This is a genomic window from Pseudomonas sp. VS40 (genome assembly GCF_018587885.1).
Lineage (GTDB): Bacteria > Pseudomonadota > Gammaproteobacteria > Pseudomonadales > Pseudomonadaceae > Aquipseudomonas > Aquipseudomonas pergaminensis.
This window is the reverse complement of the sequence record NZ_JAGYWD010000003.1, coordinates 687,343-707,261: the sequence shown is the minus strand read 5'-3', so window position 1 is coordinate 707,261 and position 19,919 is coordinate 687,343. Positions and strand designations below refer to the sequence as shown.

Genomic DNA, 19,919 nt, shown 5'->3' with positions numbered 1-19,919 from the left:
AGCCGTGTAGCTAATCGACCTTGGGCGTTCGTGAGGGTTCAGTGGGATCTGGCGTTGGGCCATCCATCGTTGTTGCGCAGACAAAAAAACGCCCCCAGCCAAAAGAATCAGGCCGGAGGCGCCGCGTAGTCCGCGAGACGGTTCAGGAATAGGGCGTTAAACGGCGATGCCCTTGCGGCACTGCAGCTGTGCAGTGCGTACGCGGGAGAAGGCGCGGGCCAGGCGCAGGAGCATTTCGTCGATGTTGCTTTTGCTCACGGTCAGGGCCGGGGTGAAGCGCAGGCAGTCAGGTTGCGGGGCATTGATGATCAGGCCTTCGTGCAGGGCAGCTTTTACGACGGCTTGCGCCGAATCATCCGACAACGTCAGGCCCCACATCAGGCCGTGACCGCGCAATTGACCGTGGTCGTAGCGGTAGGCCAATCGGGCCAGGCCTTCGCCGAGGTAAAGGCCGGACTCACGCACTTGCTCCAGGAAGCCGTGCTCCAAAACGGTATCGAGCACAGCAACCCCGGCTGACGCCATCAGCGCATTGCCATGATGGGTGCCATCCAGTTCGCCCACGTCGAAACAGCAGGCCTTGCCGCGTGCCAGCAGCGCCGCCAGGGGCACGCCGCCGCCCAGGCCTTTGCCCAGGGTGATGATGTCAGCCCGTACGCCGTATTGCTGCTCGGCGAGCAGAGTGCCGCAGCGGCCAATGCCGGTGTGCACTTCGTCGAGGATCAGCAGGATGCCCAATTCGCGGCACAGGCGCTCGACCCCTTTGAGATAGTGCTCCGTCGCGGGGACCACGCCGGCCTCACCCTGGATCGGCTCAAGCATGATCGCAACGGTTTGCGCATCGACTGCCGCATGCAGCGCTGGCAGGTCATTGAAGGGCACATGGCTGAAGCCCGGCAGGTGCGGTTCAAAACGATTGCCACGCTCACTCGCCGACGCCGACATCGCCGCAAAGCTGCGGCCGTGGCAACCACTGCTCGCGCTGATGATGCGGTAGGCGCCACCGCGATGCAGTTGCCCCCATTTGCGCGCCAGCTTGATCGCCGCTTCGCAGGCTTCCGCGCCGCTGTTGAGCAGGTACGCCTGGTCGCTGCCGGTGCGGTGGCACAGGCGATCAACGAGGTTGAGTTGGGTGCGGTTATGCAGGCCGCTACCCGGATTGATCAGCGCCTGGGTCTGATCGGCCAAGGCCTTGATCAACACCTGTGGGCTGTGGCCGAGGCTGTTGGCTGCGCCGCCCTGGCTGAAGTCCAGGTAAGCGCGGTCGTCGCTGTCCCACAGCCAGGAGCCCTGGCCGCGCACAAACACTTGAGCCGGCCGCGCCACTGTGGGCATCAGCGATTCGCTGGAAGGACTGTCGCCTGGTGTATCGAGGATCAGGTCGTCGAGGCTCGGCGCGGGACGGCGCATATTGAACAGGTTCACACCTCACCCCCGCTGGCAACCGGACCTTGGTCGGTAGACACCCTGTGCCCTGGCCGGAAATTGTTTGCCTTGCCTATGTAAACGCTATCAACATAAACGCTGTTCATTGCCCGATCCGGCCCTGTAAGCCCTGCGAATAGGCGCTAGACTAGGCGTCTCGGGGGCCAACAGCCATTTCGTTTTTCCAGCTTTTTCGATAAGTAAGTCTTATGGATTTCAAGCAACTGCGTTATTTCGTCGCGGTGTATGAGGAAGGCCACGTAGGCCGTGCCGCGGAGCGTCTGTCGATCTCCCAGCCGGCGCTGTCTCAGCAGATTCGCCAGTTGGAACAGAACCTGGACGTGAGCCTGTTCGAACGCAGCAGCAAGCGCCTGCTCCCGACACTGGCGGCGCACACGTTATACAACCATGCCCTGCCGCTGATCGATGGTCTGCAGCAGGCGGTTGAAGCGCTGCGTAACTTCAAGGGCCAGGCGATGCGCACGTTGGCCATTGGCGTACTGCAAACCGTGCACACCAGCCTGGTCCCGCAGATGCTCGAACGCGTGCGCAAGGCTCAGCCGCACTTGGTGGTGCAGATCTACGAATTGACCGGGCTTGAGATCGAACGGCGGTTGCTGAACGGTTCGCTGGATATCGGCATCAGCTATTTGCCGCCACGCCAGCCGGGGCTGCATGGCGTGTTGCTGTATGAAGATGAGCTGAAAGTGGTCATCCCCGAGGACCACCCGTTGCGCGAATTCAAGAAAGTCTCGCTGAAGCAGGCGGCCGAGTTGCCCATGTTGCTGCTCGGGGAAGAGTTCCAGGTGCGACAGATCTGGCAGGGCCAACTGTCCAACCTCGGACGGCGCCCGCAAGTGCAGGCGGAGCTCAATACCATGGTGGGGATTCTCGACAGCTTGCCGCACACAAAACTGGCGACCGTGCTGCCGGGGCGCTCCCAAGACGAGCACAACAGCCAGTTGCTGCTGTGGAAACCCTTGAGTGAACCCAGGGTGCCGCTGAAAGTGGGGTTGGTGTGCCGCGATGTGCAGCGCCAGCAGGCGACGGTGGCGCTGCTGCGCACTTTGCTGGAAGACGTGATGAATGCCCCGCAGGCGCCTGCCTGACTTTTTCGCGGGCAAAAGAAAACCCCGCCGAAGCGGGGCTTTGCAGACTGTTTCCCTGACATCCATTTCACTCCGCCTTCCTGGCAGAATCCTACGTGTCCGTGTTGTTGCTTTGCGCTTCCTGCGCGACGTCCATGTGAAGTAGATTATCCGTGGATCCAATCTGGCGATAGAGGACGAATAGCAGCACGTCATGTAAGAGAATGCTTACACGCCCTCCAATCCCTTAAAACAGGGCTTCATCCAGCAAGAACAGCGATTCACTACCGGATTTTACCGACGCACTCAGCGAGTGAATGCGTGGCAACAAGCGCGCAAAGTAGAAGCGCGCGGTGCCCAGCTTGCTGGCGTAGAAATCTTCTTCCGATTCCTTGCCCAGCGCGGCCTTGGCCATGCGTGCCCACATGTAGGCGTAGGCCATATAGCCAAAGGCGTGCAAGTACTCCACCGACGCTGCGCCGATTTCGTTCGGGTTGGTCTTGGCGCGATCCAGCACCCAGGCGGTCAACTCATCCAGGTTATCCACGGCCGCGCTCAACGGCTTGGTGAATTCACCCAGCTCGGTACCCGCCGAGGCAATGAACGCGCGGATCTCATCGGCGAACAAGGTGTAGAACGCTCCGCCGCTGCCGACGATCTTGCGGCCCATCAGGTCCAAGGCCTGGATACCGTTGGTGCCTTCGTAGATCTGGGTGATGCGCACATCCCGCACCAGTTGCTCCTGGCCCCACTCGCGAATGTAACCGTGGCCACCAAACACTTGTTGACCGAGCACGGTGGTTTCCAGGCCCAGGTCGCTCAAGAACGCCTTGGCCACCGGGGTCAATAACGCAACCAGGTTATCGGCGCGCTCACGGGCTGCGGCATCATCGCTGAACTTGGCGATGTCCAGTTGCGTCGCCACATAGGTGGAGAACGCACGGCCACCTTCGTTCGCGGCCTTCATGGTCAGCAACATGCGGCGCACGTCCGGGTGCACGATGATCGGGTCGGCCACTTTGTCTTCATGCTGTGCGCCGGTCGGTGCACGGCTTTGCACGCGGTCGCGCGCATATTCAATGGCGTTCTGGTAGGAACGCTCGCCGGACGCCAGGCCCTGGATGCCCACACCCAGGCGCTCGTAGTTCATCATGGTGAACATCGCCGCCAAGCCACGGTTCGGCTCACCCACCAGGTAACCCACGGCTTCGTCGAAGTTCATCACGCAGGTCGCCGACGCCTGGATCCCCATCTTGTGCTCAATGGAACCGCAGCTCACGGTGTTGCGCGCGCCCAGGCTACCGTCGGCATTGACCATGAATTTCGGCACCAGGAACAGCGAGATACCCTTTGGACCGGCCGGTGCGTCCGGCAGCTTGGCCAGCACCAGGTGGATGATGTTGTCGGTGAGGTCGTGTTCACCCCCGGTGATAAAGATTTTGGTACCGCTGACTTTGTAGGAACCGTCCGCCTGCGGTTCGGCCTTGGTGCGGATAATCCCCAAGTCAGTACCGGCGTGGGCTTCGGTCAGGCACATGGAGCCGGCCCATTCACCGGAATACATCTTCGGCAAATAAGCGGCTTTCAGTTCTTCGCTGGCGTGGGTGTTGATCGATACGCAGGCGCCGGAGGTCAGCATCGGGTACAAACCGAACGCCAGGCTCGACGAGTTGATCATCTCTTCAACCTGGGCCGACACCGCCTTGGGCATACCCATGCCGCCGAACATCGGGTCACCACCTACCCCAACCCAGCCGCCTTCGGCATAGGTTTTGTAGGCCTGTGGAAAACCGTCCGGGGTGAACACCGCCGTGTTGTCCCAGCGGCAACCTTGTTCATCGCCGCCGCGGCTGAGCGGGGCGATGGACTTGGCGGTGACCTTGCCGGCTTCTTCGAGGATGGCCTCTACGGTTTCGGCGTCAACGGTGTCTGCCAATGCCGGCAATTGGGCCCAAGTGGTGGCGACCTCAAAGACTTCGTTGAGGACGAAGCGCATATCACGCAGCGGCGCTTTGTAATCAGCCATGGCAAACCTCGTGAGAACATGAAAGTGATTCGGTAGGATCGGTTTTACAGGCCCCGAGTGTACCCGAACAACTTTTCAGACACATAGGGTCTACTTGTGACTGATAGGTATTTTTAAGTCATCACAGCGCAAATGCCTCCGCAGGCAGACTCATCAGGCATTCGCTGCCCGCTTCCACAGCCGCGCGGTGGGTGGCGGTGCGCGGCAGCAGCCGCTTGAAGTAGAAGTCGCACGTGGCCAGCTTGGCCTTGGCAAAGTCGGTGTCATCGTGGGCCAAGGCCGCAATAGCCATGCGCAACCACAGGTAGGCGAGAATGACGTAGCCGCTGTACATCAGGTAATCCACGGCCGCCGCGCCCACTTCATCAGGGTTCTTCATCGCGGCCATGCCGACTTTGGTGGTCAGTTCGCCCCACTCCCCGTTCAGTTGGTTGAGCTGCGCCACATAGCCCTTGAGCTGCGGGTGCTCGGCATTCGCCCCACAGAACTTATGCACAATCTTGGTAAAACCACGCAGCAGCTTGCCCTGGCTGCCCAGCACCTTGCGCCCCAGCAGGTCGAGGGCCTGGATGCCATTGGTGCCCTCATAGATCGGCGCAATCCGCGCATCGCGTGCCAGTTGTTCCATGCCCCATTCACGGATGTAACCGTGGCCGCCGAAAACCTGCATGCCGTGGTTGGTCACCTCCAGCCCGGTGTCGGTCATGAAGGCTTTGCAAATAGGTGTGAGAAACGCCAACAGGTCCTCGGCGTCCTGGCGCTGGGTGGCGTCGCTGCTCAGGTGCGCCGTGTCGAGCAATTGCGCGGTGAAGTAGGTCAGCGCGCGGTTGCCTTCGTTAAAGGCCTTCATGGTCAGCAGCATGCGGCGCACATCAGGGTGCACAATGATCGGGTCGGCGGCTTTTTCCGGGGCCTTAGCGCCGGTCAGCGAGCGCATCTGCAGGCGGTCGTTGGCGTATTTGATCGCCCCCTGGAAGCTCGCCTCGCCATTGCACAGGCCCTGCATGCCAGTGCCTAGGCGGGCATGGTTCATCATGGTGAACATGCAGTTGAGGCCCTTGTTCGCCTCGCCGATCAGGAAGCCCTTGGCGCCATCAAAGTTGAGCACGCAGGTCGCCGACCCCTTGATGCCCATCTTGTGTTCGATAGAACCGCAGTGCACCGCGTTGCGCGCGCCGGTATCGGCATGGAACTTGGGCACGATAAACAGTGAGATACCTTTGGTGCCCGCCGGCGCATCCGGCAGCTTGGCCAGTACCAGGTGGATGATATTGGCGCTCATGTCGTGTTCGCCGGCGGAGATGAAGATCTTGCTGCCGGTGACCGCGTAGCTGCCGTCCGCCTGGGGCACGGCGCGGGTCTTGATCAGGCCCAGGTCGGTGCCGCAGTGGGCTTCGGTGAGGCACATGGTGCCGGTCCATTCGCCGGCGGTGAGTTTGGTGAGGAACGTGTCTTTCTGCTCGGCGGTGCCATGGGCATGGATCGCCGACATCGCCCCGTGGGTCAGCCCTGGGTACATGCCCCAAGAGGTATTGCTGGAGCCGATCATCTCGCTGAGTACCAGGCCCAATGACTGCGGCAAGCCTTGGCCACCGTAGGCCGGATCCGCCGCCACGCCGTGCCAGCCGCCGTCCACGTACTGGGCGAAGGCGTCCTTGAAGCCTTTGGGTGTGGTGACGACGCCATTGTCGAAATGGCAGCCTTCTTCATCGCCACTGCGGTTGAGCGGTGCGAGCACGTTCTCGCAGAATTTCGCACCTTCTTCGAGGATCGCGCCGACCATGTCCGGGCTGGCATCGGTGGCGCCCAATGCGGCGTAGTGGCCGTGGAAATCAAACACGTTGTCGATCAGGAAGCGCATGTCGCGAAGGGGAGCTTTGTACTCAGGCATGGCAATGTCTCCGTCAGCAGATGGTTTCAACCTACTGCTAGCCACTGCCGCGAACAATCACTGTAGAACCGCTGAATACACCGCCATCACTCAACCGGCAGCGCTCTCCATGCGCACTGCGCCGCGCCGCGTTTGCCCAGCCGCCACCACGCAGTTGCGCCCCGCGCCCTTGGCGGCGTACAGCGCCTGGTCGGCGGACTTGAGTACTTCCTCCGGCGTGCGCTGCTCGGCCTGGCGTTCGGCCACACCGATACTGATGGTCACCGACACACTGGAAGCGCCGCTGCCCGAACGACGCTGACGCCCCTGTTGATCGTCCTGGGGACGGTCCGAATTACGCAGCTTGATGTCGTAGTCGGCAATGATCTCGCGGATCTCTTCCAGGTGCGGCAAGCATTCCTCCACCGTCTTGCCGGCGAACACCACGGCGAACTCTTCACCGCCGTAGCGGTAGGCGCGCCCGCCGCCGTTGACCTTGGACAGCTTACTCGCCACCAGCCGCAGCACCTGGTCACCGACATCATGGCCATGGGTGTCGTTGAAGCGCTTGAAGTGGTCGACGTCGCTCATCGCCAGCACATAATTGCGCCCCAGGCGCTGCATGCGCTCGTTCAACGCGCGACGCCCCGGCAGGCCGGTCAGCTCATCGCGGAAGGCCATTTGATAAGCCTCATGGGCCACGCCGGCGGCGATCATCAACATCACCTGGCTGCACATGATGTTCAGGGTGAACGGCAGGATGAACGTCTGCGGCAACATCCAGAACAGGCCCAGCAGCCCCACCAGTTGCGCCGCATGCAGCGGGCGCGGTTGGTACCAGTATTGCGCCGCCAGGGTCAGGAAGCCGATCAGGAACATCGGGTAAGACAGTTGGATCAGGCTCATCCAACTGCCGTGCAGCGCCGGCCAGCGAATCTCCGCCAGCCAGTTCAGCACCGCCTGGGGATAACTCTGCTCCAGCGCCAAGGCCACGCTGCCGATCGCCAGCAACACCGCACCACGCGCGACGAAGTCACGGAACAGGTGGGTCTTCTCCTGCCACAGCGCGTAGATGCTGAACAGCAACGGCAGCAACAGGCAGCACAAGTGGAACACCACGGCCGCGTCTTCGCGCACACGTCCGTTGTCGCGGTAGAAGTCGGTCTGGGTATCCAGCAGGAAGTAGGCGATGTACACGGTGATCATCAAGAACAGTTCACGCTGACGGCGGTACACCGCGCAGTACGAACCGCCGAGCAACAGCACCAGGGTCGGCAACACATTGAACAGCGAAGTGAAGAAGACGTTGAGGTCCTTGACGTACGCAGCCGAGAGCCCCGCCAGCAAGAGCAGCAACGAAGGAAGAAAGTGACTGAACCGTACAGCGGACACGCGTGACAAGGGTAAAACTCCGACCCGCAAAAAATGATGGCACTGTGCCTTTATGCGAACAGTTAAGCACACCCTGCCGCACATGTATCACATTGCCATCACTGTAACGGCAGCCGGCGACAATCCCTGAGCGCTGTACTGCGGTTTTTTATCGCCCACAAAAAAGCCGCCGCTCCCGTAAAGGAGCGGCGGCTCTGGAAGTGAACCCGGTGAGGCTTAGTAAGCCAGGCCGAAGTCTTCTTCTTTCATGTCCATCAGGTTGTTGGCACCCGACAGCATGGTGGCCACGTGAGTGCGGGTACGCGGCAGGATGCGCTGGAAGTAGAAGCGCGCGGTCTGCAGCTTGGCGGTGTAGAACGCCTCTTCGGTAGTACCGGTCGCCAGTTTTTCGGCAGCCAGGCGCGCCATGTCGGCCCAGAAGTAAGCCAGGCACGCGTAACCGGAGTACATCAGGTAATCCACCGAGGCGGCACCCACTTCTTCGCGGTCTTTCATCGCGGCCATGCCGACCTTCATGGTCAACTCGCCCCACTCTTTGTTCAGTGCAGCCAGCGGTGCAACGAATTCTTTGACGGCTTCGTTGCCTTCGTTGGCCTGGCAGAACTTGTGCACGATCTTGGTGAAGCCCTTGAGCGCTTCGCCCTGGGTCATCAGCACTTTACGGCCCAGCAGGTCCAAGGCCTGGATGCCAGTGGTGCCTTCGTACAGCATCGAAATGCGGCTGTCGCGAACGTTCTGCTCCATGCCCCACTCGGCGATGAAACCGTGGCCGCCGTAGATCTGCACGCCGTGGTTGGCCGATTCAAAACCGACTTCGGTCATGAACGCCTTGGCGATCGGAGTCATGAAGGCCAGCAGGCCGTCGGCCTGCTTCTTGGCCTCGTCGTCGGTGCCGTATTTGACGATGTCCACTTGCTTGGCGGTGAAGTACACCATCGCACGGTTGCCTTCGGCGAAGGCTTTCATGGTCAGCAGCATGCGGCGCACGTCGGGGTGCACGATGATCGGGTCAGCGGCTTTGTCCGGAGATTTCGGGCCGGTCAGGGAGCGCATTTGCAGGCGGTCACGCGCGTATTTCAAGCCGCCCTGGAAGCCGATCTCGGCGTGGGACAGGCCCTGCAGCGCGGTGCCCAGGCGAGCGGTGTTCATAAAGGTGAACATGCAGTTCAGGCCTTTGTTCGCCGGGCCGATCAGGAAACCGGTGGCTGCGTCGAAGTTCATCACGCAGGTGGCATTGCCGTGGATGCCCATCTTGTGTTCCAGGGAACCGCAGGACACGGCGTTGCGCTCACCGATGGAGCCATCGGCGTTCGGCAGGAACTTCGGCACGATAAACAGCGAGATGCCTTTGGTGCCGGCCGGTGCATCCGGCAGGCGGGCCAATACGATGTGGACGATGTTATCGGCCATGTCGTGTTCACCGGCCGAGATGAAGATCTTGGTGCCGGAGACTTTGTAGGAACCATCAGCCTGAGGCTCGGCCTTGGTGCGCAGCATGCCCAGGTCGGTGCCGCAATGTGGCTCGGTCAGGCACATGGTGCCGGTCCATTCGCCCGACACCAGCTTGGTCAGGTAAGCCTCTTGCTGCTCGGGGGTGCCGTGCTCGGAGATGGTGTTCATCGCACCATGGGACAGGCCTGGGTACATGCCCCACGACCAGTTGGCGGCGCCAACCATTTCGCTTACCGCCAGGCCCAGGGATTCCGGCAGGCCTTGGCCACCGTGCTCCACGTCGTGGGCCAGGCTTGGCCAGCCGCCTTCGACGAATTGTTTGTAGGCTTCTTTGAAACCCGTAGGGGTCTTAACGCCTGACTCACTCCAGGTGCACCCTTCGATGTCGCCCACGCGGTTCAACGGTGCCAGTACTTGCTCACAGAACTTGGCGCCTTCCTCAAGGATGGCGTCAACCATGTCCGGGGTAGCGTCCTGGCAAGCCGGCAGGCTCTGATAGTGCGCTTCATAGCCAAGCAGTTCGTCACGAACGAAGCGAATATCACGCAAGGGGGCCTTGTAGTCAGGCATAGCGATAAACCTCTGCTGATGTATCTGGAATGAACAACCGCGTGGAATTGTGCTGTGGCGGTCAAACAGGTGTTTGAAACATACGTTTACCACCTGGGGATGTCAAGCGTCGTCCGGGCGCCGTTTGTCATGACGTGAATCAATCGCGCAAGGGCAACGCCTGCGGCGAGATGCCACACGAACGATCAGGAGAGAAACACGACTGTAGGAGCTGGCTTGCCTGCGATACAGGCGCCGCGTTAAATCAGTGAAAACGATTAGATGCTAGCGCAGGCAAGCCAGCTCCCACGTAAAGCGAGAGCCGACTGGCATGTAGAGGGGGGTTAAGCGTAGGTGTCGATCAAGGTACCGAGCATTTCATCCGAAGCCTTGGCGACTTTTGCACCCAGTTCCACTTGGAATTTACCTTGGGCCATTTCCACCATATTGCTTGCCGAGTTGGACGGTTGGGCCCGATCGTTGGCTTGCAGACGGTCGCTTTGCGCATCCGATGGCTGGGTGGTCGCGGCGCTGGCAATTTTGCCGGCGGCCTGGTCGACACGGTTCTGCCCGGCCTGAATAGTGCTCAGCCCCGAGTAAAACGCGCTGCTTCCAGAGATTTCCATGGCGTAAGCCTGCCTTTAGAGAATCGTGAAGTTGAATTGAAGCAGATATCCCGGCAAACAGCCCGTCAAAAACACTAATGGCATAATGCCTTGCTGATAGCCAAAATCAGTCAAGCAGGTCCAATTGCAAGTATTCAGCAACGGCTTCGGCCCCGGCGTGCTTGAGTTTGGGCACGCGCCCCAGGCAGGGTGCAGGCAGCCGCTCGGCCAGGGTGGCGAGGTTCTCTTCCAGACGAGAGGTCTTCGGGTCGATGATATTTGCCACCCAACCGGCCAACTGCAAACCGTCCCGGGCGATGGCTTCGGCGGTAAGCAAGGCATGGCTGATGCAACCCAGGCGCACGCCTACCACCAGGATCACTGGCAGCTTGAGCGCCATGGCCAAATCCGACAGGTTCGCCTGATCCGCCAGTGGCACGCGCCACCCGCCTGCGCCTTCGATCAAGGTGAAATCTGCCTGCCGCGCCAGAATCTGTTGCATGGGTTTAAGCAAGGATTGCACTGTCAGTGATACACCCGCCTCACGCGCCGCCAAATGCGGCGCGATGGCCGGTTCAAACGCCACCGGGTTGACCTCGGCATAACTCAAGGGCAAGGAACATTCGGCCAACAACGCCAGGGCATCGGCGTTGCGCAGGCCCTTGGGCGTGACCTGGCAGCCGGATGCCACGGGCTTACCGGCCGCCGTGCTTCTGCCGGCTTGCCGCGCAGCGTGCAACAGGCCGGCGGCGACAGTGGTCTTGCCGACGTCGGTGTCGGTCCCGGTGATAAAGTAAGCGGCGCTCATAGAGGTTTCTCCAGTACGGCATACACCACTTGGTAAGTCGCCGGCAGGCCCGGGGCCTGGCGGAACTGCTCATAGGCTTGCACCAGTGCAACAATCCGCGCGCGGCCCGTCAACCCTCCTGGCCGCCCCGGATTGAGGTTATGGGCGCCCAAGGCCTTCAATTCGTGGGTCAGGCTGCGCACGTCCGGGTAATGCAGCACATGGGGGCGCCGTTCCAGGCTGACCACTCGCAGCCCGCTGCCCGCGCACAGTTGTTGATAAGCCTCGAACGTACGGAAGCGATTGACGTGCACCAGTCCATCCGCCGCGCGCCAGCTTTCGCGCAGCTCTTGCAGGGTGCCCACGCAGAGACTGGCGAAAGCCAGCACACCGCCCGGTTGCAACACGCGATAGGCCTCACTGAGAACCGCCTCGAAGTTGGCGCACCATTGCACGGCAAGGCTGGAGAAGACCAATCCCAGGCTTTCATCCTTGAGCGGCAAGCGCTCCGCATCACCCGCGACGAAGTGATGTGCGCCCCCCAAGGGGCGTGCGTGGTTGAGCATGCCCTCGGCGATATCCAGCGCAATGCCTTGGCTTGCCGGCAACCGTTCGGCCAGCACGCGGCTGAAATACCCGGTGCCGCAGCCCATGTCCAGCCAGCGTTGTGGCGCAGTGCTCGCCGGCAAGCGCGCCAGCAATTGGCTGCCCACCGCCCGCTGCAACTCGGCGACGCTGTCGTAACTGGCAGCCGCGCGGGAAAAGGAAGCCGCCACCTGGCGCTTGTCCGGCAAGGCCCCCGGCAGCGGGGCGTGGGATAAATCAGTCATCGACGCACTCATGCAAAAAAGCCTGGATCGCCCCCGCAACACCGTGGGGGTCCTCCAGAAGAAACGCGTGGCCGGCCTGTTCAATCAGGCCGATTTCAACATCGGGGAGCAAGGCCAGCAGGTCGCTGGCGGCTTCGGCGGGCACCAGCCCGTCCAGTCCGGCGAACAGGTGCAACTGTGGCCCGCGATACGCCAACAAGGCCTCGCGTGTGTCGAGTTGGGCGAGCAGTTCAAGCCCGGGCATCAACACGCTCGACGGCGTATTCGGTGCGCCGCTGACCAGCAGGCGCGACAACCCGCGCGGGTCTTCGGCCCCCTTGGCGCACAACAGGCCGAAACGCTTGAGGGTGACCTGGGAGTCGGCATGGCAGCCGGCGAGAAAGGCGTCGAAGGTCTCGGCGGGCATCGCGCTCGGCCAATCGTCGTGGGCGACAAAACACGGGTTGCTCGCCAGGGTCAGCAGGCCGCAACAGCGTTCGCCGCGCCGCGCCGCCAACTCCGACGCCAGCATGCCTCCCAGGGACCAGCCGCCCAGCCAGGCGTTGTCCGGCAGCGTGGCGTCGAGTTCGTCGAGCCATTCAGCCAGGTCGCCGGAATCCAGCGCAGGCAACGGCTCGATCTGCACCTGCAGGTGCTCGTCCAACCCCTGCAACGCAGCGGCCAACGGTTCCAGCGGCGATACGCCCAGGCCCCAGCCGGGGAGCAATATCAGTCGATCACGCATGGCTTCGCTCCGAACTGCCTAACAAGCGGAAACACGCCTCCAATGCGTTTAACAATAGCTGCACCTGCGCCGCGCTGTGGGCTGCCGTCAGCGTCACGCGTAAACGCGCGCTGCCCGCCGGCACGGTAGGTGGACGGATCGCGGTGACCATCAAGCCGCGCTCGCGCAGCATCTGCGACAGGCGCACGGCCTTGGCGCTGTCGCCGATCAGGATCGGCTGGATCGGCGTGAAGCTGTCCATCAGGTCCAGGCCCAGTTGCTCGGCCCCCTGGCGGAACTGGCGGATCAAACCACTGAGGTGCTCGCGTCGCCAATGTTCTGTGCGCAACAGCTCCACGCTTTTGAGGGTGGCGCACGCCAGCGCAGGCGGTTGGCTGGTGGTGTAGATGTACGGGCGGGCGAACTGGATCAGGCTTTCGATCAGGTCTTCACTGCCGGCCACAAAAGCGCCGGCGGTGCCGAATGCTTTGCCCAGGGTGCCGACCAATACCGGCACGTCGTCCTGGCTCAGGCCGAAATGCTCGACGATCCCACCGCCATTGGCGCCCAATGGGCCGAAGCCATGGGCATCGTCCACCATCAGCCAGGCGCCTTTGGCCTTGGTTTCACGGGCCAGCGCGGGCAGGTCTGCCAGGTCGCCGTCCATGCTGAACACGCCGTCGGTGACCACCAGGGTATTGCCGGTGGCTTTCTCCAGGCGCTTGGCCAGGCTGTCAGCGTCGTTGTGCAGGTAGCGGTTGAAGCGCGCACCGGAGAGCAAGCCTGCATCCAACAGCGAGGCATGGTTGAGGCGGTCTTCCAGCACCGTATCGCCCTGCCCCACCAACGCCGTGACTGCGCCGAGGTTGGCCATGTAGCCCGTGGTAAACAGCAGCGCACGCGGGCGACCGGTGAGGTCCGCCAGGGCTTCTTCCAGCTCATGGTGCGGCGTGGCATGCCCAACCACCAGGTGCGAAGCGCCACCGCCCACGCCCCAGCGGGAGGCTCCGGCGCGCCAGGCTTCGATCACCTGCGGGTGATTGGCCAGGCCCAGGTAATCGTTGTTGCAGAACGCCAGCAGCGGCTGGCCGTCCACCACCACGTCCGGGCCTTGGGGGCTGTCCAGCAGCGGGCGTTGACGATAAAGGTGTTCGGCACGGCGGGCAGCGAGGCGCGCGGCGAGATCGAAAGACATGCTGGCCTCGGTTTAACAGGATTAACTCAGTCGAGAATGTCGGAGGGGCCGCTTCGCAGCCCTGCGCAGGACAAGCCTGCTCACCACAGCAAGCCGGCTCCTACAGGGTCCGAGTCAAACAACGGCGTTATAAAACTGCTCGCTGCTCTTCTGCTCCACCAACGCCTGCTCGATCGCCGCTTGATGCACCTCGTCCGCGTGCTCTTCGCGCGCTTCCGGCAGGATGCCCAGGCGCGAGAACAGTTGCATGTCCTTGTCGGCCTGCGGGTTGGCGGTGGTCAGCAACTTGTCGCCGTAGAAGATCGAGTTGGCACCGGCAAAGAACGCCAGGGCCTGCATCTGCTCGTTCATCGCTTCACGGCCGGCCGACAGGCGCACATGGGACTGCGGCATCAGGATGCGCGCCACGGCGAGCATGCGGATGAAGTCGAAGGGGTCGATGTCCTCGGCGTTTTCCAGCGGCGTGCCGGCGACTTTCACCAGCATGTTGATCGGCACCGATTCCGGATGCTCCGGCAGGTTGGCCAACTGGATCAGCAGGTTGGCGCGGTCGTCGAGGGACTCGCCCATGCCGAGGATGCCGCCGGAGCAGATCTTCATCCCTGAATCACGCACATAGGCGAGGGTTTGCAGACGCTCGCTGTAGGTGCGGGTAGTGATGATGCTGCCGTAGAACTCCGGCGAAGTGTCGAGGTTGTGGTTGTAGTAGTCGAGGCCGGCCTGGGCCAAGGCCTCGGTCTGGTCCTGGTCGAGGCGGCCAAGGGTCATGCAGGTTTCCAGGCCCATGGCCTTTACGCCTTTGACCATCTGCAGCACGTAGGGCATGTCTTTGGCCGACGGGTGCTTCCAGGCGGCGCCCATGCAGAAGCGGGTCGACCCGATAGCTTTGGCGCGAGCGGCCTCTTCGAGGACCTTCTGCACTTCCATCAGCTTCTCTTTTTCCAGGCCGGTGTTGTAGTGGCCCGACTGCGGACAATATTTGCAATCTTCCGGGCAGGCGCCGGTTTTGATCGAGAGCAGCGTCGACACTTGCACACGATTGGCGTCGAAATGCGCGCGGTGCACGGTCTGCGCCTGGAACAGCAGGTCATTGAAGGGCTGCACGAACAGCGCTTTGACTTCGGCGAGGGACCAATCGTGACGCAAAGTGGCGGTGGTGCTGGCGCTCATGGGCGATTCCTTGATTATGCTTTGGCAAGCGCTGCGGGAAGGGCAATACCCACAGGCACGACACGGATGCTCGGCATATTTAAGGAAGATCCATGCACTGTCAACCCGACTACAAACACAAGGTTTACATCTGGTTAAAAAACGCTCAACCCTGTTTAATCTGCGATGAAGCGACCGACTCCGCCAATTGTGTATGCAACGTCTGCGAAACCGAGCTTCCCTGGCTGCTGGAACACTGCGAGGTGTGCGCCCTGCCCCTGCCAATGGAGGGCCTGATCTGCGGTCAATGCCAGAAACACCCTCCTGCCTTTAAACAGGTGATCGCACCTTGGACCTACAGCTTTCCCATCGACAGCCTGATCAGCCGCTTCAAGCACCAGGCGCGCTGGCCCCTTGGGCAGATGCTCGCGCGGCTTTTGGCGCAGCACCTGCAACACCGCCTCGACAATAGGGAACTCACACGGCCCGAATGCTTGCTGCCGGTGCCCATGGCACGCCAGCGCCTGCGCGAACGCGGCTATAACCAGGCGCTGATGCTGGCGCGCTGGCTCAGCACCGACCTGAACATCCCCTACGATGCACAGCTGTTGTTACGCCCCCATGAAACTGTCGCCCAGCAAGCCCTCGATGCCAAGACCCGCAAACGCAACTTGCTCGGCGCTTTCGCACTGGCGCCCGACGCCCAGGTGCAAGGCCGTCACCTGGCCCTGGTCGACGACGTACTCACCACCGGTGCCACCGCCCACAGCCTGGCGCGGTTGTTGATGCAGGCCGGCGCGCGGCAGGTCGATGTGTACTGCCTGGCGCGCACGCCCAAACCCGGCAGCTGACTTGACTCCCGCCCACCTTGCCCGCAACGTTCAGCCCATCACATCGAAGCGTATCCCTATGTCTCTGCCTGCATCCCTCAGCCAACACATCATCCGTCGCCCCCAGCGCATTGCCCTGCTGGCGCATATCGCCGAGCAGGGCTCCATCACCCGGGCCGCGAAAAGCGCCGGTTTGAGTTACAAGGCGGCGTGGGATGCCATCGACGAGTTGAACAACCTGGCGCAAAAACCGCTGGTAGAACGCAGCGTTGGCGGCAAAGGCGGCGGTGGCGCCAAGCTGACGGCCGAGGGCGAGCGCGTGTTGCGCCTTTACCAACGCCTGCAAGCGGTGCAGGCCGAAGTGCTGGGCTCGGATGAAGCCGCCAGTGACTTCAACCTACTTGGCCGCTTGATGCTGCGCACCAGTGCACGTAACCAATTGCACGGCCAGGTCATCGCCATCGAGCCGCATGGCCGGAATGACCTGATCCGCCTGCAACTGGCGGGTGGGCTGAGCCTGGATGCGCAGATCACCCGTGACAGCACGCAGCGGCTGGAACTGGAAACCGGTGTTGAAGTGGTCGCGCTGATCAAGGCCGGCTGGTTGGAACTGCTGGCGGCCGGGTGCCCTGCAACAACTGGACACAATTGCATGAGCGGCACCGTCGACGCCATTCTCGACGCCGACGACGGCCCCAGCGAAGTCCGCATCGCCCTGCCCAGCGGCCAGGTTTTGTGCGCCCTGGCGCAGCCCGACGCACTCAAGGCCCTGGGCGCCGCCGAAGGCCAGGCGATCCAGGTGCAATTCGCACCGAGCAATGTGCTGCTCGGAACGCCGGTGTAGCCGCCGCCCGTATTCAAACTGCAACAATTTCGTCACGCCCGCTCCTTATGGTGTCTGCAAAAACCGCAGGGAGCCTGAGATGAGCCTATTAGAAGAAAACCAAGCCACCGACCTTGAACAGATGGTCGGCGGCCTCACCCGCCGCCGCTTCATCGGCGCCGGCGCCTTGTGCGGTGCCGCGATGTTCCTGGGTGGCAACCTGCTGACCCGCAGCGCCCTGGCCGTCAACGCCGCCAGCGCCAGCCCGCTGCTGGGCTTCACCAGCATCGCCGCCACCACCAGCGACGCCATTACCTTGCCGCCGGGCTATAGCGCCTCGGTGCTGATCAGTTGGGGCCAGCCACTGAGCAAGAGCGCGCCGGCCTTCGACCCGTCCGGCAACGGCACGGCCAAGGCCCAGGAACAGCAGTTCGGTGACAACAACGACGGCATGAGCCTGTTCGCCTTTCCCGGCGACGACAACCGCGCGTTGATGGCAATCAACAACGAATACACCAACTACCGCTACCTTTTTGCCCACGGCGGCGCGCCGCAATCGGCCGAAGACGTGCACAAGGCCCAGGCCAGCGAAGGCGTGTCGGTGATCGAAGTGCGGCGCAAGGGCGACACCTGGCAGTTCGTCCAGGACTCGCGCTACAACCGGCGCATCCACGGCAACTCGCCGATCCGCCTCAGTGGCCCTGCCGCTGGCCACGCCTGGCTGAAGACCAGCGCCGACAAAACCGGCAAGAAGGCCCTCGGCACCTTCCAGAACTGCGCCAACGGCAAGACACCGTGGGGCACTTACCTGACCTGCGAAGAGAACTTCACTGACTGCTTCGGCAGCACCGACCCACAACAAACCTTCGACGCCGGGCAGAAACGCTATGGCGTGGTGGCGGCCAGTAAAGAGATCAACTGGCACCCGCACGACCCGCGCTTCGACCTCGCCAAGAACCCCAACGAACTCAATCGCCATGGCTGGGTGGTGGAAATCGACCCGTTCGACCCGCAGTCCACGCCGGTCAAACGCACCGCCCTGGGGCGCTTCAAGCACGAGAACGCCGCCCTGGCCGAAACCCGTGACGGCCGCGCCGTGGTGTACATGGGCGACGACGAGCGCGGCGAGTTCATCTACAAGTTCGTCAGCCGCGACAAGATCAACCACAAGAACCCCAAGGCCAACAAAGACCTGCTCGACCACGGCACCTTGTACGTGGCGATCTTCGACGCGGGCGACGGCAACGCCGATCATCCCAAGGGCAAGGGCCAGTGGGTCGAGTTGACGCACGGCAAGAACGGCATCGACGCCAGCACCGGCTTCGCCAGCCAGGCCGAAGTGCTGATCCACGCACGCCTCGCCGCCAGTGTGGTGAAAGCCACGCGCATGGACCGCCCGGAATGGATCGTCGTCAGCCCCACCGATGGCCAGGTCTATTGCACCCTCACCAACAACGCCAAACGCGGTGAAGACGGCCAGCCGGTGGGTGGCCCCAACCCGCGTGAAAAAAACGTCTACGGCCAGATCTTGCGTTGGAAGGCCGACGCGGATAACCACGGCTCAACGGCATTCAGCTGGGACCTGTTTGTGGTGGCCGGCAACCCGGGCGTGCACGCTGGCACACCGAAAGGCGGCTCGTCGAATATCAACCCGCAGAACATGTTCAACAGCCCTGATGGCCTGGGGTTCGACAAGGCCGGGCGCTTGTGGATCCTTACCGATGGCGACTACAGCAATGCCGGCGACTTCGCGGGGATGGGCAATAACCAGATGCTCTGCGCCGACCCGTCCACTGGGGAAATCCGCCGCTTCATGGTCGGTCCGGTGGCCTGTGAAGTGACAGGCATCAGCTTCTCGCCGGATCAGAAAACGCTGTTTGTGGGGATCCAGCACCCAGGCGAAACCGGTGGGTCGACCTGGCCGGAGCACCTGCCGAACGGCAAGCCGCGTTCGTCGGTGATGGCGATTCGTAGGGATGATGGTGGGATAGTCGGCGCCTGATAAGCACTCTTCGCGAGCAAGCCCGCTCCCACACTTGACCGAGTTCCAGCATGAGAACGCGGTCGAATGTGGGAGCGGGCTTGCTCGCGAAGGCGTCCGCACAGTCACCACCTATCACTGTTACCATACCCGGCCGGACGCGGCGCCCTGCTGCGCGCAGGAGTTCGCATGGCCCACCCGTTTGAAACACTCACCCCCGACCTGGTGCTCGACGCTGTCGAAAGCATCGGTTTCCTCAGCGATGCTCGCGTTCTGGCGCTCAACAGCTACGAAAACCGCGTCTACCAAGTGGGCATCGAAGACGCCGAGCCACTGATTGCCAAGTTCTACCGCCCGCAGCGCTGGACCAACGAGGCGATCCTCGAAGAACACCGCTTCACCTTCGAACTGGCCGAATGCGAAGTGCCGGTGGTCGCGCCCCTGATCCACAACGGCGAAAGCCTGTTCGAACATGCCGGGTTCCGTTTCACCTTGTTCCCTCGCCGTGGCGGCCGTGCGCCGGAGCCGGGCAATCTCGATCAACTGTATCGCCTTGGGCAATTGCTCGGCCGTTTGCATGCGGTGGGCTCCACCCGCCCGTTCGAACACCGCGAAGCCTTGGGCGTGAAGAACTTCGGCCACGACTCCCTCACCACGTTGCTGGAAGGTAATTTCATCCCCAAGAGCCTGCTGCCGGCCTACGAGTCCGTGGCCCGCGACCTGCTCAAGCGGGTGGAAGAGGTGTACAAGGCCACGCCGCACAAGAACATCCGCATGCACGGCGACTGCCACCCCGGCAACATGATGTGCCGCGACGAGATGTTCCATATCGTCGACCTGGATGACTGCCGCATGGGCCCGGCGGTGCAGGACCTGTGGATGATGCTCGCCGGCGATCGCCAGGAATGCCTGGGCCAATTGTCGGAATTGATGGACGGCTATCAGGAATTCCATGACTTCGATCCGCGCGAATTGGCGTTGATCGAACCCCTGCGCGCCCTGCGCCTGATGCACTACAGCGCCTGGCTGGCGCGGCGTTGGGACGACCCGGCGTTTCCCCATAGTTTCCCGTGGTTTGGCAGCGAGCGTTATTGGGGCGATCAGGTGTTGGCGCTGCGTGAGCAACTCTCGGCCCTGAACGAAGAGCCTCTGAAACTCTTCTGACAGCTTCTTTGTGGGAGCCGGGCTTGCCCGCGATGCAGACGCCTCGGTTT

General features: G+C 62.3%; 16 protein-coding genes. 5 read left to right on the top strand and 11 right to left on the bottom strand.

Annotated features, from left to right (window positions below):
• Positions 1-156: 156 nt before the first annotated feature.
• The gene (locus tag KHP07_RS12400) at positions 157-1,425 is read right to left on the bottom strand and encodes an aspartate aminotransferase family protein (protein WP_214497265.1); all 1,269 of its coding nucleotides are present in this window, start codon (positions 1,423-1,425) and stop codon (positions 157-159) included.
• A gap of 209 nt (positions 1,426-1,634) precedes the next feature.
• On the opposite strand from KHP07_RS12400, the gene KHP07_RS12395 reads away from it, so the two are divergent.
• Positions 1,635-2,534, top strand: a complete 900-nt coding sequence (locus KHP07_RS12395) for a LysR family transcriptional regulator (protein ID WP_100492005.1) — start codon at positions 1,635-1,637, stop codon at positions 2,532-2,534.
• A gap of 226 nt (positions 2,535-2,760) precedes the next feature.
• Here KHP07_RS12395 and KHP07_RS12390 read toward each other — a convergent pair whose 3' ends face one another.
• The 10 genes from KHP07_RS12390 to bioB all read right to left on the bottom strand — a co-directional run bounded on the left by KHP07_RS12390 (position 2,761) and on the right by bioB (position 15,092).
• On the bottom strand, positions 2,761-4,539 hold the full coding sequence (locus tag KHP07_RS12390) for an acyl-CoA dehydrogenase C-terminal domain-containing protein (RefSeq protein WP_214497264.1): 1,779 nt from the start codon (positions 4,537-4,539) through the stop codon (positions 2,761-2,763).
• A 121-nt stretch (positions 4,540-4,660) separates the two neighbouring features.
• Positions 4,661-6,430 carry an acyl-CoA dehydrogenase C-terminal domain-containing protein gene (locus KHP07_RS12385; RefSeq protein ID WP_214497263.1) on the bottom strand — a complete coding sequence of 590 codons (1,770 nt, stop codon included), beginning with the start codon at positions 6,428-6,430 and terminating at the stop codon, positions 4,661-4,663.
• 90 nt (positions 6,431-6,520) lie between these two features.
• Positions 6,521-7,810 (bottom strand): GGDEF domain-containing protein, encoded by a 1,290-nt coding sequence (locus KHP07_RS12380; RefSeq protein ID WP_078050448.1) that lies wholly within the window; start codon positions 7,808-7,810, stop codon positions 6,521-6,523.
• 207 nt (positions 7,811-8,017) lie between these two features.
• Positions 8,018-9,823 carry an acyl-CoA dehydrogenase C-terminal domain-containing protein gene (locus KHP07_RS12375; protein WP_214497262.1) on the bottom strand — a complete coding sequence of 602 codons (1,806 nt, stop codon included), beginning with the start codon at positions 9,821-9,823 and terminating at the stop codon, positions 8,018-8,020.
• A 323-nt stretch (positions 9,824-10,146) separates the two neighbouring features.
• On the bottom strand, positions 10,147-10,428 hold the full coding sequence (locus KHP07_RS12370) for a hypothetical protein (protein WP_025857014.1): 282 nt from the start codon (positions 10,426-10,428) through the stop codon (positions 10,147-10,149).
• A 106-nt stretch (positions 10,429-10,534) separates the two neighbouring features.
• On the bottom strand, positions 10,535-11,215 hold the full coding sequence (bioD, locus tag KHP07_RS12365) for a dethiobiotin synthase (RefSeq protein ID WP_078050450.1): 681 nt from the start codon (positions 11,213-11,215) through the stop codon (positions 10,535-10,537).
• Positions 11,212-12,024, bottom strand: a complete 813-nt coding sequence (gene bioC, locus KHP07_RS12360) for a malonyl-ACP O-methyltransferase BioC (protein ID WP_214497261.1) — start codon at positions 12,022-12,024, stop codon at positions 11,212-11,214. The genes bioD and bioC overlap by 4 nt, the downstream gene beginning before the upstream one ends.
• Entirely contained in the window at positions 12,017-12,748 is a 732-nt protein-coding gene (locus KHP07_RS12355) for an alpha/beta fold hydrolase (RefSeq protein WP_214497260.1), read from the bottom strand. Before KHP07_RS12355 ends, bioC begins: the two co-directional genes overlap by 8 nt.
• Positions 12,741-13,922, bottom strand: coding sequence for an 8-amino-7-oxononanoate synthase (gene bioF, locus KHP07_RS12350; RefSeq protein WP_078050453.1), 1,182 nt, complete (start codon positions 13,920-13,922; stop codon positions 12,741-12,743). Before bioF ends, KHP07_RS12355 begins: the two co-directional genes overlap by 8 nt.
• 114 nt (positions 13,923-14,036) lie before the next feature.
• Positions 14,037-15,092: a biotin synthase BioB gene (gene bioB / locus KHP07_RS12345; protein WP_016977842.1), complete on the bottom strand. Its 1,056-nt coding sequence runs from the start codon at positions 15,090-15,092 to the stop codon at positions 14,037-14,039.
• Positions 15,093-15,184: 92 nt separating this feature from the next.
• On the opposite strand from bioB, the gene KHP07_RS12340 reads away from it, so the two are divergent.
• The 4 genes from KHP07_RS12340 to KHP07_RS12325 all read left to right on the top strand — a co-directional run bounded on the left by KHP07_RS12340 (position 15,185) and on the right by KHP07_RS12325 (position 19,869).
• On the top strand, positions 15,185-15,922 hold the full coding sequence (locus tag KHP07_RS12340) for a ComFC family protein (protein ID WP_214497259.1): 738 nt from the start codon (positions 15,185-15,187) through the stop codon (positions 15,920-15,922).
• Between the two features lie 58 nt (positions 15,923-15,980).
• A complete protein-coding gene (locus KHP07_RS12335) occupies positions 15,981-16,745 on the top strand; it encodes a TOBE domain-containing protein (RefSeq protein ID WP_214497258.1) in 765 nt (254 codons plus the stop codon).
• Positions 16,746-16,824: 79 nt separating this feature from the next.
• Positions 16,825-18,726 (top strand): PhoX family protein, encoded by a 1,902-nt coding sequence (locus tag KHP07_RS12330; protein ID WP_214497257.1) that lies wholly within the window; start codon positions 16,825-16,827, stop codon positions 18,724-18,726.
• A 168-nt stretch (positions 18,727-18,894) separates the two neighbouring features.
• Positions 18,895-19,869 carry a serine/threonine protein kinase gene (locus KHP07_RS12325; RefSeq protein ID WP_122735979.1) on the top strand — a complete coding sequence of 325 codons (975 nt, stop codon included), beginning with the start codon at positions 18,895-18,897 and terminating at the stop codon, positions 19,867-19,869.
• The last annotated feature ends 50 nt before the right edge of the window (positions 19,870-19,919 follow it).

Bases quoted from the DNA above. Each gene is read 5' to 3' on its own strand.
- KHP07_RS12395 (WP_100492005.1), top strand. From the start codon at position 1,635: ATGGATTTCAAGCAACTGCGTTATTTCGTCGCGGTGTATGAGGAAGGC.
- KHP07_RS12390 (WP_214497264.1), bottom strand. From the start codon at position 4,539: ATGGCTGATTACAAAGCGCCGCTGCGTGATATGCGCTTCGTCCTCAAC.
- KHP07_RS12385 (WP_214497263.1), bottom strand. From the start codon at position 6,430: ATGCCTGAGTACAAAGCTCCCCTTCGCGACATGCGCTTCCTGATCGAC.
- KHP07_RS12375 (WP_214497262.1), bottom strand. From the start codon at position 9,823: ATGCCTGACTACAAGGCCCCCTTGCGTGATATTCGCTTCGTTCGTGAC.
- KHP07_RS12370 (WP_025857014.1), bottom strand. From the start codon at position 10,428: ATGGAAATCTCTGGAAGCAGCGCGTTTTACTCGGGGCTGAGCACTATT.
- bioD (WP_078050450.1), bottom strand. From the start codon at position 11,215: ATGAGCGCCGCTTACTTTATCACCGGGACCGACACCGACGTCGGCAAG.
- bioC (WP_214497261.1), bottom strand. From the start codon at position 12,024: ATGACTGATTTATCCCACGCCCCGCTGCCGGGGGCCTTGCCGGACAAG.
- KHP07_RS12355 (WP_214497260.1), bottom strand. From the start codon at position 12,748: ATGCGTGATCGACTGATATTGCTCCCCGGCTGGGGCCTGGGCGTATCG.
- bioF (WP_078050453.1), bottom strand. From the start codon at position 13,922: ATGTCTTTCGATCTCGCCGCGCGCCTCGCTGCCCGCCGTGCCGAACAC.
- bioB (WP_016977842.1), bottom strand. From the start codon at position 15,092: ATGAGCGCCAGCACCACCGCCACTTTGCGTCACGATTGGTCCCTCGCC.
- KHP07_RS12340 (WP_214497259.1), top strand. From the start codon at position 15,185: ATGCACTGTCAACCCGACTACAAACACAAGGTTTACATCTGGTTAAAA.
- KHP07_RS12335 (WP_214497258.1), top strand. From the start codon at position 15,981: ATGTCTCTGCCTGCATCCCTCAGCCAACACATCATCCGTCGCCCCCAG.
- KHP07_RS12330 (WP_214497257.1), top strand. From the start codon at position 16,825: ATGAGCCTATTAGAAGAAAACCAAGCCACCGACCTTGAACAGATGGTC.
- KHP07_RS12325 (WP_122735979.1), top strand. From the start codon at position 18,895: ATGGCCCACCCGTTTGAAACACTCACCCCCGACCTGGTGCTCGACGCT.